The organism is Pseudobacteroides cellulosolvens ATCC 35603 = DSM 2933 (assembly GCF_001262605.1).
Classification (GTDB): Bacteria; Bacillota; Clostridia; order Acetivibrionales; family DSM-2933; genus Pseudobacteroides; species Pseudobacteroides cellulosolvens.
Window position 1 is genome coordinate 3,957,756 of record NZ_LGTC01000001.1, and the last position, 17,998, is coordinate 3,975,753.

Annotated in this window: 10 protein-coding genes and 1 other annotated feature; all 10 genes read right to left on the bottom strand. The window is 36.7% G+C overall.

Going from position 1 to position 17,998, the window contains the following annotated elements:
- Positions 1–104: 104 nt before the first annotated feature.
- The 10 genes from lepB to Bccel_RS16220 all read right to left on the bottom strand — a co-directional run bounded on the left by lepB (position 105) and on the right by Bccel_RS16220 (position 17,897).
- On the bottom strand, positions 105–689 hold the full coding sequence (gene lepB / locus Bccel_RS16175) for a signal peptidase I (protein WP_276326136.1): 585 nt from the start codon (positions 687–689) through the stop codon (positions 105–107).
- A gap of 278 nt (positions 690–967) precedes the next feature.
- A complete protein-coding gene (aspS, locus tag Bccel_RS16180) occupies positions 968–2,749 on the bottom strand; it encodes an aspartate--tRNA ligase (protein ID WP_036939152.1) in 1,782 nt (593 codons plus the stop codon).
- Between the two features lie 3 nt (positions 2,750–2,752).
- Positions 2,753–4,012, bottom strand: a complete 1,260-nt coding sequence (gene hisS / locus Bccel_RS16185) for a histidine--tRNA ligase (RefSeq protein WP_036939153.1) — start codon at positions 4,010–4,012, stop codon at positions 2,753–2,755.
- A 64-nt stretch (positions 4,013–4,076) separates the two neighbouring features.
- Positions 4,077–4,294: a binding site (T-box leader), on the bottom strand.
- Positions 4,295–4,431: 137 nt separating this feature from the next.
- The gene (gene hemZ, locus Bccel_RS16190) at positions 4,432–5,949 is read right to left on the bottom strand and encodes a coproporphyrinogen dehydrogenase HemZ (protein WP_036939154.1); all 1,518 of its coding nucleotides are present in this window, start codon (positions 5,947–5,949) and stop codon (positions 4,432–4,434) included.
- Between the two features lie 95 nt (positions 5,950–6,044).
- Positions 6,045–6,662, bottom strand: a complete 618-nt coding sequence (locus Bccel_RS16195; protein ID WP_036939155.1) for an MBL fold metallo-hydrolase — start codon at positions 6,660–6,662, stop codon at positions 6,045–6,047.
- A gap of 1 nt (position 6,663) precedes the next feature.
- Positions 6,664–7,113: a D-aminoacyl-tRNA deacylase gene (dtd, locus tag Bccel_RS16200; RefSeq protein WP_036939156.1), complete on the bottom strand. Its 450-nt coding sequence runs from the start codon at positions 7,111–7,113 to the stop codon at positions 6,664–6,666.
- 29 nt (positions 7,114–7,142) lie between these two features.
- Positions 7,143–9,320, bottom strand: a complete 2,178-nt coding sequence (locus Bccel_RS16205; RefSeq protein ID WP_036939157.1) for a RelA/SpoT family protein — start codon at positions 9,318–9,320, stop codon at positions 7,143–7,145.
- Between the two features lie 30 nt (positions 9,321–9,350).
- Positions 9,351–11,831 carry a single-stranded-DNA-specific exonuclease RecJ gene (gene recJ / locus Bccel_RS16210; protein WP_036939158.1) on the bottom strand — a complete coding sequence of 827 codons (2,481 nt, stop codon included), beginning with the start codon at positions 11,829–11,831 and terminating at the stop codon, positions 9,351–9,353.
- Positions 11,832–11,959: 128 nt separating this feature from the next.
- Positions 11,960–12,919, bottom strand: a complete 960-nt coding sequence (gene amrB, locus Bccel_RS16215) for an AmmeMemoRadiSam system protein B (protein WP_036939159.1) — start codon at positions 12,917–12,919, stop codon at positions 11,960–11,962.
- Positions 12,920–12,926: 7 nt separating this feature from the next.
- Positions 12,927–17,897 (bottom strand): Ig-like domain-containing alpha-2-macroglobulin family protein, encoded by a 4,971-nt coding sequence (locus tag Bccel_RS16220; protein WP_036939160.1) that lies wholly within the window; start codon positions 17,895–17,897, stop codon positions 12,927–12,929.
- Between the last annotated feature and the right edge of the window lie 101 nt (positions 17,898–17,998).

The window sequence follows — 17,998 nt, forward strand, 5'->3', positions numbered from 1 at the left end:
TATCTTATAAATAAAAAGTGCTTTGTAATAAGAATACTACAAAACACTTTCCAATATGTCTTAATATAAAGTAATTCCTTAATAATAAAATACCCGGGTTACTATTAATCCTGATACAGTGCCCCATGCTTCTTAGGTGTTCCCATGTTATCAAATGGCCAGAACCTGAATATGGCCTTTCCGCCTACCCTTGATATGTCAAATGGCCCAAGGGTTCTGCTGTCTAGGCTTCCTCCTGGTGTACGGTTATCACCTAAAACATAAATTTGCCCTTTTTTGACCGTTAAATTACAATATTCTTCTCTTATATTATCAGTAAAATCACCATTGATGTAGTCCTCTTTTAAAGCCTTACCATTTAGATAAACTTTGCCGTCCCTTACTTCTATCTTATCTCCTTCAACACCAATTACTCTCTTTATGATAGGACTCCTGTCAACGCCATTCATATCGCTGACATCAATTGTAACTATATCTCCATATTTTAGATTGCCTATCTTAGGACTAATCTTTTCAATGATAAGCTGATCTCCATCCTGCAATGTAGTCTCCATGGAAGATCCACTGACAATTGTCCTTTGACCAACAAAAGCAACTATCAAAAAGCCAATAAGTACTGCAACTGCAATATGAACTCCCCAGTCCAGAACTTCCCTTAAAGCCGGATTCTTAATACTTTTAAACGTAATAACCCCTCCTAAGAATGTATTTTGAAATTACAATTAAACTGTTAGCCGCTATTTATTTAATTGTGTAATCCTTACAAATTATATTGTAATTAAAACATATTACCACTTTATTAACAAATTTTGAACAATTCCAATTAATTAATTAGCTTCATAATTAATGGTAAACCTATATCTAAATATTATACTACAAAAGAACGGGATTTTACACCCGTCCCTTTATTTATTAATAGTTTTACTAATATGAACTTATATAGACTTGTTAACAGGGTTTAAACACTTTAGCCTTCCGACTTTATATGGAGCTCTTTAAGCTGCTTAATCTCAACTACGTCCGGAGCATTAGTCATCTGGCACGAAGCATTCTGAACCTTAGGGAATGCGATGACATCCCTTATACTGTTTCTGCCTGCCATAATCATTATAAGCCTGTCCAATCCATAAGCCATACCACCATGTGGAGGTGTACCGTATTTGAATGCCTCAAGCAGGAATCCAAATCTAGCCCACGCTTCTTCTTCAGTAAAACCAAGAAGCTCGAACATCTTGGACTGCAGTTCCTGACTGTGTATTCTTATGCTTCCTCCTCCTATTTCAACACCATTTAATACAATGTCGTATGCTTTTGCACGTACCTTGCTGGGATCAGTCTCAAGGAAATCAATATCTTCATCCATAGGTGATGTAAATGGATGGTGCTTTGCCACATAACGTTTTTCTTCTTCATCATACTCATATAACGGAAACTCTGTAACCCAGACAAACTTATACTCATTTTTATCCAGAATATCAAGCCTTCTGGCAAGCTCCAACCTTAACTGCCCCAAGGAGTCATACACAATATCATTCTTGTCTGCACTAAAGCATATCAAGTCTCCGGGTTCCGCCTCAACCCTTTCAAGGATTCTCTTTATTTCATCTTCGCTTAAAAACTTTGTTATAGCGGACTTAAGTTCATTTTCCTCAACTGCGATCCAGGCCATACCTTTTGCTTTATATATCTTTACAAATTCAACAAGGCTGTCTATTTCCCTTCTACTGAATTTTGCTCCGCAGCCTTTTGCATTTATAGCTCTAACGCTCCCTCCGTTTTTAACTGCGTCGGCAAATACTTTAAAACCGCAGTCGGCAACTATATCCGATACATCTTTTAATTCAAATCCGAATCTTATATCAGGCTTATCCGAGCCATATCTATCCATTGCTTCCTGATATGGTATCCTCTTTATTGGTGTTTCAATATCAATATCCATAGCCTCTTTGAACACTCTTTTTATAAAACCTTCATTTACAGTGAGAACGTCATCAACATTCACAAATGACATTTCAATATCTATCTGTGTAAACTCAGGCTGCCTGTCAGCTCTTAAGTCTTCATCCCTGAAACACTTGGCAATCTGGAAATACCTATCAAAACCGGAAACCATCAACAGCTGCTTAAAAAGCTGCGGTGACTGTGGAAGTGCAAAGAACTTCCCTGGATGCACCCTGCTTGGTACAAGATAATCCCTTGCACCTTCCGGTGTGCTCTTAGTAAGTATAGGAGTTTCGACTTCCAGGAAGCCGTTTTCATCATAGTAGTCACGTGCAATTTTGGCAACCTTGTGCCTTAAAATAAAATTTCTCTGCATGTCAGGCCTTCTTAAATCTATGTATCTGTGCTTAAGCCTGACTGATTCGTTAACATCGGAGTCTTCCTCTATATATATTGGAGGTGTTTCAGACTTACTTAAAACCCTGAGTTCGGAAACCATAATCTCAATTTCTCCTGTAGGAATCTTTGGATTCACTGTTTCAGGACTCCTTTTCACAACCTCGCCTATTGCGGCAAGAACATATTCACTTCTTATTGACTCTGCTTTTTTGAATACTTCTTCGCTGATAGCACTGTTAAAAACTATCTGTAATATTCCGCTTCTATCTCTTAAATCGACAAATATTACGCCGCCTAAGTCTCTTCTTTTATGAGCCCAGCCCATAACAGTAACTTTTTCTCCCACATTGCTTAAGCCTAACTCACTGCACATGTGTGACCTTTTTAAACCATAGATCGATTCTCCCATAAATTACCTCCTATTAATAATTTCATCGTGTATATTATCTAAAGCAATCTCTGCCTGTTCACCGTTTTTCATATTTTTCAGCACAGCCCTGTTGTTTTTTACCTCATCATCGCCTAATACAACAGTATATTTTGCCCCAAGTTTATCTGCATATTTCATTTGAGCTTTTAAACTTTTTTGAAGCAGGTCCTTTTCAGCAGGTATCTGTCTTTTTCTAAGATCATAAATCAGCTTCTCTGCGTAAGTATCAGATGTTTCACCTATTGTTGCTATATATATTTCAATTTCCTTCTGTGGCGGAATAGGTACACCCTGACTCTCCATTTCCATTAATAGCCTTTCAATACCAATAGCAAATCCAACAGCTGGAGTAGACGGACCTCCGCAAGCTTGAACCAACCCATCATATCTTCCGCCGCCGCAAATGGTCCCTTGGGTACCTACATTTTCAGAAATGAATTCAAACACTGTTTTGGTGTAATAATCAAGCCCTCTGACTATGTTCTTATCAACATTGTAAACTATCCCTAAATTATCCAGGCCTTTTTTAAGACCTTCAAAGTGTGTACTACATTCTTCACAAAGGTTGTCAAGTATAGCCGGTGCACCAGCAGTAATGGTTTTGCATTTTTCCTCTTTACAGTCGATAATTCTTAAAGGATTTCTTTCAAACCTGTTATTGCATAGTCCGCATAACTTATCAAGGGATGGTCTGAAATAATCCATGAGTTTTTGATTATACTCTTTTCTGCAAATAGGGCAGCCAATACTATTTATATTAAGCCCTACATCTTTTAGCCCCAAGCTGTCAAAAAGCTGCTTTATAAGGCTTATAATTTCCACGTCTATGGATGGTCCCTTTGAACCGAAAGTCTCCACGCCAAATTGATGAAATTCCCTGTATCTTCCTTTAGCCATCTTTTCGTATCTGTATGCAGAAATAATATAATAAAGCTTTACCGGCTGAGGCAGAGATGACATACCGTTTTCGATATAGCTTCTCACTACGCCTGCTGTTCCTTCAGGCCTTAATGATATACTCCTGTTTCCCTTATCTAAAAAGGTGTACATTTCCTTCTGGACAATGTCTGTCGTATCTCCCACACCCCTTTGGAACAGCTCGGTATGCTCAAATACAGGTGTTCTTATTTCCTTATACCCAAAATTAGCACATACTTTGGCAATCTGGCTCTCTACATACTGCCATTTGTAGCTCTCTATAGGTAAAATGTCTTTTGTTCCCTTTGGCGTTTGTGTTAACATGTCTTCCTCCCGACTAATCACATTAATTTCCTTTTGTAGACATAAATAAAACCTCCAATCCCTGGTAAGGGACGAGAGGTTGTTTCCCGCGGTACCACCCTAATAAGCTTTATAGGCTCGCTTTAGCTCATTTAACGCTGAGGCAGGCGGATCTGCCTAATCAATTTCAGCAGACCGACTCCAAGGTGTTCGTTCACTATTCTTTTCCTAAAAGCACTTACAGTCACGATGCTTTCTCCCTTAAGGCAGTGTATAGCTACTTTTCCCTTTCACTGTCGTTCATAATTCATAGATATATAGTATATTTTAATTATGCATATAAATATTGTCAACATCTTATTTAAATTTAGTCATTTCTTAAGATAATTTTGATCTAATTGCATTATTAATATACATGAGCATAACAAGTGATCAATTTTTTACATAATAGTTTCTTTTCTTGCTACCATTTCATCAATCCTTTGTATATACTCATTAACACTTTTTACATTAAAAACACGTTCAATCCTGTTTTCTTCCGGATACACCATCTTTGTTACCGCACCTGCTCCCATAGCTATAATAGGCTGCTTTTCCTCCATAATCTGAATGTTATAAATGCTCTCATGACCCTCTGTACTATACCCTATATTTTCCAGGTTGCCCAATATATTTTTCTGCCTGTATAAGTAATAAGGCTTCATACCCATTCTATAGGCATATTCTGCTGCAGCACCAACCATTTCTTCTATTTCCCCGTTACTGATATCGGTATGGCTGGTTTTATCATCAATCAGCTTTGATCCTCTTTTTATAGATAGTGTATGAACTGTAAGACTATCAGGGGAAAGCTCTAATATTCGCTCAAGACTTTTATTGAACATTTGAGCTGATTCACCGGGAAGTCCGGCTATAATGTCCATGTTTATATTATCAAAACCTATCTCCCTGGCCTTCCTGAATGCCCACTCTATATCCCTTGCAGTATGGTTCCTGCCGATAGCTTTCAATACATCGTCATTCATTGACTGAGGGTTTATGCTTATTCTATCCACTCGGCTGGCCTTAATTATGCTTAGCTTATCAATATTTAACGAGTCGGGACGTCCTGCCTCCAGTGTAAATTCCTCGAGGTTGCCAGTATCAAAAGTACTTCCGACATAACTTAGAAGCCTATTTAAACTCTTCTCGTCTATTGATGTAGGAGTGCCTCCTCCTATATAAATACTTTGCACACTCCATCCATTTCTATTTATGATGGATGCTGTTTTTGCCATCTCAACCATCAATGCATCCATGTATTTTTTTACAATATCAGATGATAAACTTATAGGGTTTGATGTAAATGAACAGTACAGACACCTTGTGGTACAAAAAGGTATACCGATATAAATGCTAACTGAATTGGGGGATGCCAAATCAAGTATTGCTTTCTCCTTTTTTGCTACATTTAAAAGCACCTCTGCCTTATCCTCTTTTACCATATAGTAGCCTTTAAGGCTATCTGATATAGAATCCTCAGTATAGCTCATTTCAAGCATTTCATGGACTATTTTTGCCGGTCTTATTCCTGTAAGTATTCCCCATGGCATTGATTTTCCTGTCAGAAATTTAAATACCAAATATAATTGTCGTTTAAGTTCCATCTTTAATTTCTTTTTATGAATATGCTTTTTTATATCCCTAGGAGTTGAAACAGGAGCAATATTATTGCCGGAATTATATATATTTATACCGTCACGCCACAATTCAATATAAATTTTGTCATCATTTAAACTGTCTTCTTTCTTCTCTGCCAGGCTGCCATCAGCCCCAGCTATCCTTATAAGCACAAAAATCCCCTTAAAATCAGCAGGGAATTCATCGACATAAGCTATATCCTCATTATAAAAAAACAACTTAATAACATCTTCAACCTGATACTTAAAGTCATGTCCTTCCAGCTTTACACAAATCATTTTTATCTCCAAAGAAGTCTAAATAAAATTTATTAACCTTAAACAAGTTTTCATTCGCCAAGTATTAATTATATTAAAAGTGATATGATTTTGTATTACATATCTAAGACCATATTGTTTATTTTTTCAAAGCCTATGGTAGAAGCTTCATTGTGGCCTGGATATACCTGAATCTCATCTGGAAGTGTCAACAGTTTGTTTTTTATAGATTTAATTATATTGTCCCTGCTGCCCCCAGGCAAATCGGTTCTTCCTGTTGAATACTTAAAAAGTGTATCCCCTGTAAATAGAATATTACCTACTTTTATGCACATCCCCCCAGGTGTATGACCCGGCGTGTGTATTATTTCCAAATTGGTATCCGAAAGCTTTAAAACATCTCCGTCCTTAACTTTTATATCAGGTATTCCAAATGTTCTTCCTTCACCAAATACAAATGAACAGTTGAAAACCGGATTGGTTAAAAAATCAGCATCATCCTCATGTATGACTACACTGCCGCCCACCGCTTCTTTAAGATCATCAGTATGGCATATATGATCGATATGACCATGAGTCAACAAGATATATTTTATTTTCAGCTTATGTTCATCCACTCTCTTAATCACATAGGATGAATTAACACCTGCATCAATTATTAAGCCTTCCCCGTTTATTCCTAAAATGTAACAATTAGATTCAAACATACCATTTGGCAAACATTCTAAAATCATATTAAAACTCCCTTTTGCTATCAATTAGTAGTGTAACAGGACCATCATTTATAAGGTTTACATCCATCATAGCCTGAAATTTCCCTGTTTCCACCTTTATCCCATAACTCTTGCAATATTCTACAAATCTTTCATAGAGCATTTCTGCATCTTTAGGTCTGGCTGCCTTATCAAAGCTGGGTCTTTTACCCTTCCTGCAGTCACCATACAGGGTGAACTGGGAAACTATAAGAAGCTCTCCCTTTTGATCTAAAAGAGATTCGTTCATCTTTTCATTGGAATCCTCAAAAATCCTTAAATTTATTATCTTATCTGCAAGATACTGAATATCCTTTTCATCATCTTCATTTCCAATCCCCAAAAAGACCAGAAGACCTTTGTCAATTTTACCCATCAACTCACCATCAACTGTAACACTGGCCTTTTTTACTCTCTGCACAACCCCTCGCATGTCCTTTTCTCCGTTCTTTCCTTATGAAATCACTGTTTATTTCTTGTCACCTCAAAAACCCCTGATACCTTTTTCAATTTTTTAATTATCTTTTCCAACTGCTCTGTATCAATTATCTCAAGTGTAAGATTCATCACTGCAATCTGTTCCTTAGTTGTCCTGGCATTAATAGCTTTAAGAGGAATCCGTGACTCACCTATCACATTGGTTATTTCCATAAGAAGTGCAGTTCTGTCATTTGCCATAACTGTAATATCTGCCTTGTATGCCACATTGTTGGCAGAATACCAGCTAACCTCTATAATTCTCTCTGCAGTATCCGACGCATTAGTTACATTGAAACAATCCTTTCTATGAACCGATACACCTCTTCCACGTGTTATATACCCTATGATATCATCACCCGGAACGGGATTGCAGCACCTCGAAAGCCTGACAAGACAATTTTCTATGCCTTTAACAACAATACCATTTTCAGGTATATTCTTTTTCTTTTTCTCAGGCTTTTGGTTGTTGACCGGTTCAAAAAACTGCTCTAATTCTTCAGGCTTCAGTGTCTTTTTAAATTCCTCTTTTAGTTTGCTTATAACCTTGTTTATGGTTATGCCTCCAAAACCAAGGCTTGCATATAAGTCTTCTATTGAGTTGTAATTATACCTTTTTAATAGCAATTCAACCCAGTCCGGCTTAAAGAGCTGCGAATAAGTTAGTCCGTTTTTCTTTAATTCCTTTTCAACAATTTCCTTACCTCGGATTATATTTTCTTCACGTTTTTCTTTCTTAAACCACTGATTTATTTTATTTTTAGCCTGGGAGGTCTTAACTATCTTTAACCAATCTCTGCTTGGCCCATGGACATTAGAAGCAGTCAAAACCTCTACAATATCTCCATTATTCAATGAATAATCCAAGGGAACAATTTTACCGTTTACCTTTGCCCCCATCATCTTGTTACCAACTGCACTGTGGATGGCATAAGCAAAATCAATAGGCGTGGATGCTGCAGAAAGACTTATTACATCACCCTTTGGAGTAAAAACAAAAACCTCATCTGTAAAAAGGTCAATTTTTAAAGTCTCCATAAATTCTTTTGCATCCCGCATTTCCTTCTGCCATTCCAAAAGCTGCCTTAGCCATGACAATTTATTATCCAGATCACCGTCATTGGATTTGCCTTCTTTATACTTCCAGTGTGCAGCTATACCTACCTCAGCAATCCTGTGCATTTCCCATGTCCTGATCTGAACCTCAAACGGAACCCCCTCATGACCTATTAATGTAGTATGAAGTGATTGGTACATATTAGGCTTGGGCATGGCTATATAGTCTTTGAATCTGCCCGGCATAGGCTTATAAAGCTCATGAACAAGTCCAAGCACTGCATAGCAGTCCTTTACCGAATGAACCAGTACACGAACAGCGAAAAGATCATAGATTTGCTCTATTGTCTTATTTTGCTCATACATTTTTTTATAAATACTGTAAAAATGCTTGGGGCGTCCGTCCAGGTGGGCATCTATCTCAATTTCCTTGGTTTTCTGGGTAAGGGTTTCCATGATATCATGGATAAAAGCTTCTCTTTCTTTCCTCTTCTTTGCGATCTTCTCAACTAATTCATAGTATCCTTTGGAGTCTATGTACCGGAGGCTTAAGTCTTCCAGCTCCCATTTGACTCTTGACATCCCGAGCCTATGAGCTAAAGGAGCATATATTTCCAAAGATTCCTTAGCCTTTTCAAGTTGTTTTTCAGGAGCCATATACTTTAAGGTCCGCATGTTATGTAACCTGTCCGCAAGCTTTATCAATATTACACGGATGTCCTTGGCCATTGCCAAAAACATTTTTCTTAAATTTTCAACCTGTTGTTCTTCTTTAGTTGTATAAGGAATTTTACCAAGCTTTGTAACTCCGTCAACCAGATTGGCAATTTCCTCGCCAAATTTCCCCTTAAGTTGTTCAAAAGTACAGGTGGTATCTTCTATGGTATCATGCAGGAGTCCTGCTATTATGGAAGTGCAGTCCAATTCAAGCTCTGCCAAAATTATTGCAACCTCTACAGGATGAGTTATGTAAGGCTCGCCTGATATTCTCTGCTGCCCGTCATGTGCAGCCTTTGAAAGCTCAAAAGCTTCTTTAAGAAGCTCAAAGTCACAATGTTTATTATATTGCTTAACTTTTTCATATAATCGACTAAAGCCTTCGCTCATGAACCCTGCTCCTCCCAAATATTACAATAATCATTTTACAATTTGAAACAATTGAAGTTTTTTATATAAGCTTGAATTATCAAGGCTTGTTTTTCCTTTTATATCTTTATTGAAATCTATAGAAACATGGTAATCGTTTTTATAATGAGCTTTCAAAAGCCCTAATTCACCAAGTATTTCAATGCTTTTTTTCAGTTTAAAGTAGTTCATATTAATTTTATAATTTAAGGCAATCTTCCTAGCCAGGACAACCATATTACCAAGCAGTAAACTGTTTATAGAGTTTGCCCTTATATACCTGTAAACCACTTCAATATCCTGCCTTTTTAATTCTACATTCATTCCTCCTTGTTTGTCGGTCTTGGATAAAAGGCATATACATTCAGCTTCATGCCCTTTTAATCTATTATATACCAAATCTATATAACCAGGGACTGACCACAACCCATAAAACACTACTCTATCCGCATTAAAACTGTGCAAATGTTCAATACAAGGATTGATAACAAGTATTGTTCCTGCATCATCTTGATCATTAAAACAAGTATAACAGATATTTAATTTCTTTTTAATACACCCGTGCAAATTTTCGTGCATTTTTTTTATTTTTTTAGCACTTTCCATCGAATTTACAAGAATTATTGTTTTTTTATCATCATTAATGAATAATTTTACTTTATCTTCAATTTCCTCTGTGTCTTGGAATGCCATATCACAAACTTGATTATTTTGATAATTATCACCAACATTTTCAACTACAAAACCTACACATTTCTCCAGGCTGTTATAAAATTTTTGCTCACTCACAATGTCCTTTGAGTACTTTATGTCCTTTAAAACAAGCTGGGCCCTATCAACAGAATTCCATGTATTTTTATCCAAAGAGCACACTACATCAACAAAGTCTTCACTCAATAGATCCTTAGAGAGATTTCCCATATTGAATCCTATGCCATCAACTGTAAGGCCCTGATCTTCAAAAACCGCTTTTAGATGCTTATCATTGCCAACAGTCCTTAAATCAGCTATTCTGACATTCTCATACAAAAATAAAGGGCTGGGGTTTCCTACCCCGAAGGGTGACATCATCTCAATTTCCGAAATACTCCTCAAATTTATTTCATTCCTTGCAAGTCTTGCGTCTATTTTAACCTTGGGAACAAGATCTTCTTCTTTCATGTTATTATCAGCAAAATTGTTTAAAAGCCTATCAAATTCTTCAAGGTTTTCTTCCTTTAAGGTAAGCCCCGCAGCCATCTCATGACCGCCATAATTGTCTAAAAGGTTTTCACATGCACATAGAGCCATAAACATGTTGAACCCTTCTATACTTCTCCCTGAACCCTTTAAAATACCATTTTCACATGACAGTATTATGCACGGCTTATAATACCTTTCTGTTACTTTTGATGCTGCAATACCTATAACACCATGGTGCCAGCCCTCTCCTGATACTACCATGACTTTTTTATCTTTATATTTATTGTCCGACTCAATTTTATTCAATACTTCATCTATAATAGCAGATTCTATGTCCTGCCTTAATTTGTTTTCACTGCTTAAAAGGCCAGCGATTTCCATAGCAGTGGTCCTGTCTTTAGTCGTAAAAAGTGTTACTGCCCTTTTAGCATCACCCATTCTACCTGCCGCATTTATCCTTGGGGCAATTATAAAAGCAACCATCCAAGTGGTTATGTCATCATTATTCTTATTGCAGTGCTTCAATAATTCCATAAGCCCTATATTTGTTGTATTTCTCATTATTTTAAGGCCGTTACTTACTATTATCCTATTTTCACCTACAAGAGGTACTACATCAGCGATTGTCCCAATAGTTACAATATCAAGATATTTATAATAGATATCTCCAAGCTGAAGCCTATCACATAATGCTGCCACCAGTTTATAGGCTATACCAACACCTGCCAGCTCTTTAAATGGATATGGGCAATCCGGCCTTTTGGGATTTATAACCGCTAAAGCATCCGGAATCTCTTCCCTGCATTCATGATGATCTGTTATTATTATGTCAATACCATTACTCTTAATAAAGTCTACTTCCCTTATGGCTGATACGCCGCAATCAACTGTTATAACCAGCTGACACCCCAAATTAACTATAGTCTCAGCAGTATCAAAGGTTATGCCGTAACCATCATTTATTCTGTTTGGTATGAAAAAATCCAGATTAACACCTATACTACTTAAAAAGTTATATAAAACAGAAGTGCTTGTGACACCATCCACATCATAGTCACCATAAATTAAAATTTTTTGGCCTTTCTCTATAGCTTCTAAAATTCTCTCAACAGCCTTGTCCATATCCTTCATCAGAAAAGGATCATGAAGCTTATCTTTTGAAGGATTTAGAAAACTCTTTATATAATCCTTATCGTTAATACCCCTGCTTAAAAAAACTTTTGCCAGAAGCGTTGAGACCTGTGCTTCTTTAGATAGCTTTAAAACATCATCATCTTTTACTTCATTGCAAATCCACTTTTTATCAAACATCCAAAATCCACCTGTATTCCTAAAGAAAAATTCTAAAAAAATTACTTCACCCTAATTTAAGTGTGAAGTAAAATCTTATCCCAATTATAATGTATTTAATTTAAAGTTGCAACAAAGCCTTATTATTGTCATTTATTCCTTTCAAAAACAGCTGTAAAATAACTTGTTGTTGAATCGCTATATGTTTTTGCTATTCTTGCAGAATTGTCATGCCCTAAAAGTCTTAACCCATCGGTTCCTGCGTCCTTCATTACAGTAAGGAAAGTCATGATTGAAGGCGGTGAATCCATATTATCATTGGTCATTTGGCTTATAGCATTAATATCCCATGATTTTAAAGCTCTTAATGTAATTTCATCCATCTTGTCGGCCTTTTCTGGAGTAAGATAGTGTGAAAAATCCACCGATGCTATGACCAGTGCTTTCTTTTGGGAAATACTGCTGTAAATTTTGTGTCCCAGCTCAATGGACTTTTTCATTCCATAATTACCATGGAGTATAACAGGTACAATTTTTGCATCAGGCAGATAATATTTGATATATGGCACAATAGAGGATACCGAGTGTTCCACTTCAAGCAGCCTGGTTTTGCTCTCTGATGTCTTTATGCCAGTGATTCTTTTTATCAGATTATCATCGGGCTCTAAAACCCCAAAGGGTGTAGACCAGCTTTCCAAAGCAGTGTTAAGCATTTGGTTGCCTTCTCTTTTATGGTTTGGTCCGATTACTACAACGCAATCATAATTTCCATTTGATACAGTTTTAAAAAATGAAGCGATAAGATCACAAGCTAAAAGATGGTGTGGAACTATACCTCCTACAATATCCCCTTTATAAGACTCTTGCTTGTTTGCAATCCTTATGGATTGCATGAATTCAGCATCATTATAATAAATACATCTTATCATGTCCTTTATTATAGGTGTATCCTTGGTACCAATTTCAGGCACACCCCTTTCAGGGTCCTTTGTGCCGATAGGTTTTATACCTGCTTCAATGTTCCCGGTGGTTTTGCTGCATGCAGCAAAACCACCGGCTATAATTATTAGTGTTAAACATACAGCCATATATCTCAATAATTTATTCATAATATATCTACCTTGTTATTTTGACTTTTATCATATCTGAAATTCCGGCAGCACTGCTTCCATAATGCTTTATAAATGCATTATCTGAAGTAAAATCACCCGGCGAAACTGCTCTTGCAAAGTATTTTATTTCCTTTGGTTTTTCTTTGCTGTTTTTGCTGTAGTAAACAGTGAAGACAACCTTCTGTCCCGAAACTTCATCAGGATAATACCTGTTTTCCACATATTCCTTGCCCTCGACATATCTGAATCCGCAAGGCAGAACATCTGTTATCTCATAGAAACCGTCTGGTGCTGCTTTTGAAAACTCTGGTTTTATAGTTATTGATACTATATCAGATTGTTTGAAAGAAGTATCATTTTTCCCGTTATATTGCCTATTAAGCTTTACTAATTTACTTTCTTCCGTAATAGAGTCTTTTATTTGTCCCTTAAAGGTTGAGGTTACTGCAATTTCACCTTGAATATTGCTGAATTTAATGCCTTCAAGGCTCTTTGAAGTCAATTGAATCCTGAATTTATCAGCCTTCTTAAGCTCAACATCTTTTTTCTTACCATCAAGTTCATAGGTAAACCTACTGGTTTTTTGAGTATCAGGCACCGTATTCATTGCATAATTGATTCTTTCAAGGTTGGTTATTATATCTCTTCCCGAATTTTGAGAAATATACCTGTGAAGTCCTTCCTTTTCAGGGAGATCAAGCTTAAGGGCTACCAATGAGCATAAAGCAGTAATCTCAATTATATCGTCCTTACTAGTTCCAAAATCCATATATGCTAACGGGTCGATTTTCTTGAGCTTGCCCTCTGTTACCTTTGCATATTCCTCTCTGGCAGTCTTTATATCCCCCAACTCTGCAAGGGCCAGGCATAGATATATCTTATCCTTGTATGATATCCCTTTTGATGCCAACAAGTTTTTGACATCATATAGTACAGGCTCATTTAAAGATGCAAGCCCATAGAAGGATGCAGCTACATCTGTCGGCTGTGACTCTTTATCCTCTATTGTTTTATAGAAATACAGTTTTAAGCTGCTTTTGTCAAATTCATCCTCAGAAATAGCACATATTTTAGCAGATAACTCAGGATTGGCACTGTCATATTTAAGTAAAGCTATCCCTCCGTTTTCCAACTGATATTTGGTAAATTCAAAGTTTTCCTCCATGCTATTAACCTGAAAATATTTCTTCAAGAGATCCTGGGAAAGCTTCCTGCAAAGCTTTTGATCAACCCTTTCCCCCCATGTGCAATCTAAAGACCATAGTGTATCCGAAAACTCAGATATAGCTGCATTATAAAATTCAAGAGTCGTAAGGGTTTTGCCCCCTTCAATTTTCAAGCCGTCTGCAAGCTTATATGTTTTGAATTTTTCAGCTTCCAATATATTTTTAACAACCGAAAAGTCCTTTTTAATTCCATCATTGAAGTTTTTACATTTCACCTTAACGGTAACGGAATACTGTCCTTCTTTAAGGCTGCCAAGGGACTGGCTTGTAAAGAGATTTACCTTTCCAACTTTATTAAACTCCTTTTTAACTCCATTATTTCCTTCCAATAATACACTGTAAGTTACATCATCACCGCTCTTAACACCTGTTCCAAAAGCCCTCATTGTTAATTCAGGGTTATCATTTTCCATGAATATTTTATTAAAAATTATGTCTGCAAAAAACGGCAGCTTGACATTAATATTGGTCTTTCCGTTTCCTGCCTTTAAATCATCTGATACACCCTGGTAGGTAATTCTCCATGACGTAAGGTTATCAGGCACCTTAAAGTTTGCCTTAGCTTTTCCGTCCGCCCCGACTTTCACAGTGTCAAAATATGCATTATCTTTAAAGTCTGAACGGATGGTCTTATCTCCTCCCTCACCGCATTCTGCACCGCCAAACCTGTTTAAATCAGTGGGCTGATAGGAGAAATAGCTTGCTTCCTCCCCTTCAGAAATGTTTTTTGAGTATATGGCCCCTAATGTGTCTACAAATTGGTCCTGTATTGCAAAAAATGCTTCATCCACAACACTGATATTCACATCCGCAGGACAGGGGTTTCCTGATTTATCATTCACCTCTATATCAAGGTTAACTGTATCCCCAGGCTTGTAATCGCTTTTATCCGGCTTTACCTCTACATTAAGTTCTTTTTCAGAATAATCATATAAAATATTGGTGTTTCCTGCATCATATACATTTTTACCGTCAAAATATACCGCCTTTACATATATATTCGGAATTTTGTTTTTATCCATTTCGAAGGAGTATTTAAAGTCTTCGGATATGCTGTACCCTGCCAAACCCTTCCTCTGTACTACAAATAACACCCTTGTATCAGGCTTTTTACTAAGGCTTTCACCACCATACTTAACCTCAATCACAGCCTTTTCACCAAGTTTGTATGTGTTTTTCCCATCTTCAGTTACCAGGGAGTATGTTTTAAACTCGGAATTGTAAATGTTGTAGTAGTTATTGATGAATTTGATTTCCTCAATCATCCTGCCTTTGCCGTCGGCTCCTGTAACCTTTACATAATACACCCTATATTCCTTGGAATTCTTTTCAATAGGAACACTGAATTCGTATACGCCGTTTGATGTTGTAAAATCTTCCTCCTTTACAACACTTTCAACCTCTTTGTATTCATACTTTTTCTCAACCCTTTTATTTATGAAATCATAATATTCTCCTATAACTTTTTGCTCCCAGTGCTTTTCGTAAACTTTTGCCTTCAATCTCCTATCTGCAGCTTTCCCCTTATAAAAGCTTTCATCTTGATACACCATTTCGCCATGTTCTTTTGCTTTATCAATATCAATAAGGTTTGTTTCCACCTTTATCCTAGCTGTATTATTTGAAACCTCGGATTTTACCTCTACCATTGTATCCCTTGGAAATACTATTACAGAGCCTGATGAGCTTATAACAGCTTCTTCAGATTGGTTATTGTTTACAAACAAATTAAATGTAGTAGGCCTCCATGAACTGTCGATGTAAAAGCTTTCAGGAATAAAATTTAAACTTCCATGTCCGTCATCTCCACATGAGATAACACCATTTGAATGCCGATTAATACCGGCATCATAGTCAAGCTTTATCCCAGGAACCGGAGAACCTTCAAAAAAGCTGGCCTGTATATCAAAATTAACCTTTTCCCATGCTGCGGCAATCTTCTTATCAGGCTCAACGTTTATTCTATATGCAGGTTTGGTATATTCCTTTACCTCAAAAGAACTTTCAATAATAGTCCTTTTCCCGAATTTCAACATAATTGAATAGCTGCCCGATGCAAGATTATCCAAAGTAATCTCATCCTTTATGAAACCCGAAGGAGTAAGCATGATTTCCTTTGTTTGAAGGCCTGGAAGATCATTTTCCTCAAAGTAGGAGTAATCATACCTGTAAAGAACCAGCTCTGCCTTTTCGGGCATTGGCGTTCCGTCTCTAGGCCTAACCATCCCCCATATCCTGACTGTATCATTAGGCAGATACATTCCTCTATCAAGATACATATATGTCCAGTAAAGATCGTTTACAGGTTGTTCTCCATCTTTATTCATATACCAGTTGGTTTTGGTCACATATGCAAAGAACGTAGGTTTGTTTTTATTATTAATTTTAAATATGCGATAACCTGTATCCTCAGGAATATTAATCTTGCCATCGATAAAGGCAAGACCATCATCTCCCGAAATTGCCTTTTGATTTTCATCTGAGCTAACCGTTACGTCCCCCAATGGCTTACCTGTTATGGAATCATTGAGCCAAACCAGTGTTTTATCCCTGCACACTGAAATATAAGTTGATATATCACTTACCTGTAAAAGTGTTCTAAATGTTCTACTTCCATACTTAATCCTTATAAGATATTGCCCTTCAGGCATCTTTGCCGGAAAGCTTATATAGCTGTAATAGTAGTCATCATTTGTATTTTCCACTTTGGAATTGAAGGATGATATCTTTTCCAGCTTTAAGGAATCCAATTGATCATTACTGTTATCCTTTACGGCCCAGTATGGCAAACTGTTCATTATTTCCACAGACTTTAAAAAGTCACTGTCATTCTGGTACTTCAGAACTTCAATGGATACACTGCCGTCTTTAATCTTATCATATGTATTTACCTGGAGCACAGGAACAACATCTGACGCAAAATTGTATATGGCCTGTGAAAACCAAAACCCAGGTGCAGATTGTTGATTATTGTTTTGAGGATTATTGGTCTGGAATTTAAAAATATAATCCCTCTCCAGTTTATCCTCTCCATCTCTAAGCCCTAATCCCTTCTTTAAAGTAACTGTATAAATCATTCCAGGCTCAAGTTTCTCCGGTACAAAAACAGCTACCTTTTTATGGTATTCAAACCGTCCCTTAACCTTTGGACTTATTTCAAAATACTTGTCAAATTCCTCAAAATTCTCATGACTCATAGTAATCTCAATGCCGGTATTGGTTTCTACATTGGTAGCCATATCCCTTGGCAGGGTTCTGACTACCCTGAAGGTCTTTTTAGTCTGGAATGCCCAGGAATAATTATTTGAAGATTGGCCCTCAGGTATTCCATCTTGCGAAGGCTTAGGCTGAAGTGCTTCAAATTTATATACACTGTTGGGCACTAAAGGCTCATCCGCTTTAACACTGAATGAAGTTGCTGAAAGCTTCTTAACTGCAAAAGACACATTTGGAGTAATCTTAAGAGCCTTTTTAATATAACTCTCATCACACTCTTTTTCACTGGTCACTTTAAAACCTGAGTTAACCTCAACACCTGTTCCGTCATAGCTTAGTGGTTCAATATTAGTTATCTTTACAACTTTTTCAGCTTTTGTAGTCTGTGAATTAAAAGTAAGCTTTTCCTTGTAATCGGATTTAAAAAACAGCCTGTTAACTGCAAACGCTGTTATCGCAACAAATATGACAGTTGCAACAATAATTGCTGTAACGGCAAACTTATTGCTTTTATACAAATCTTTTATATTCATCAAATTCCCCTCCCATTAAATTTTACAATGCTTGATAATTCATTGCAGCTTATAAATAGAGTATATTATATTCTAATATTACTACAAATCTCCACATAATA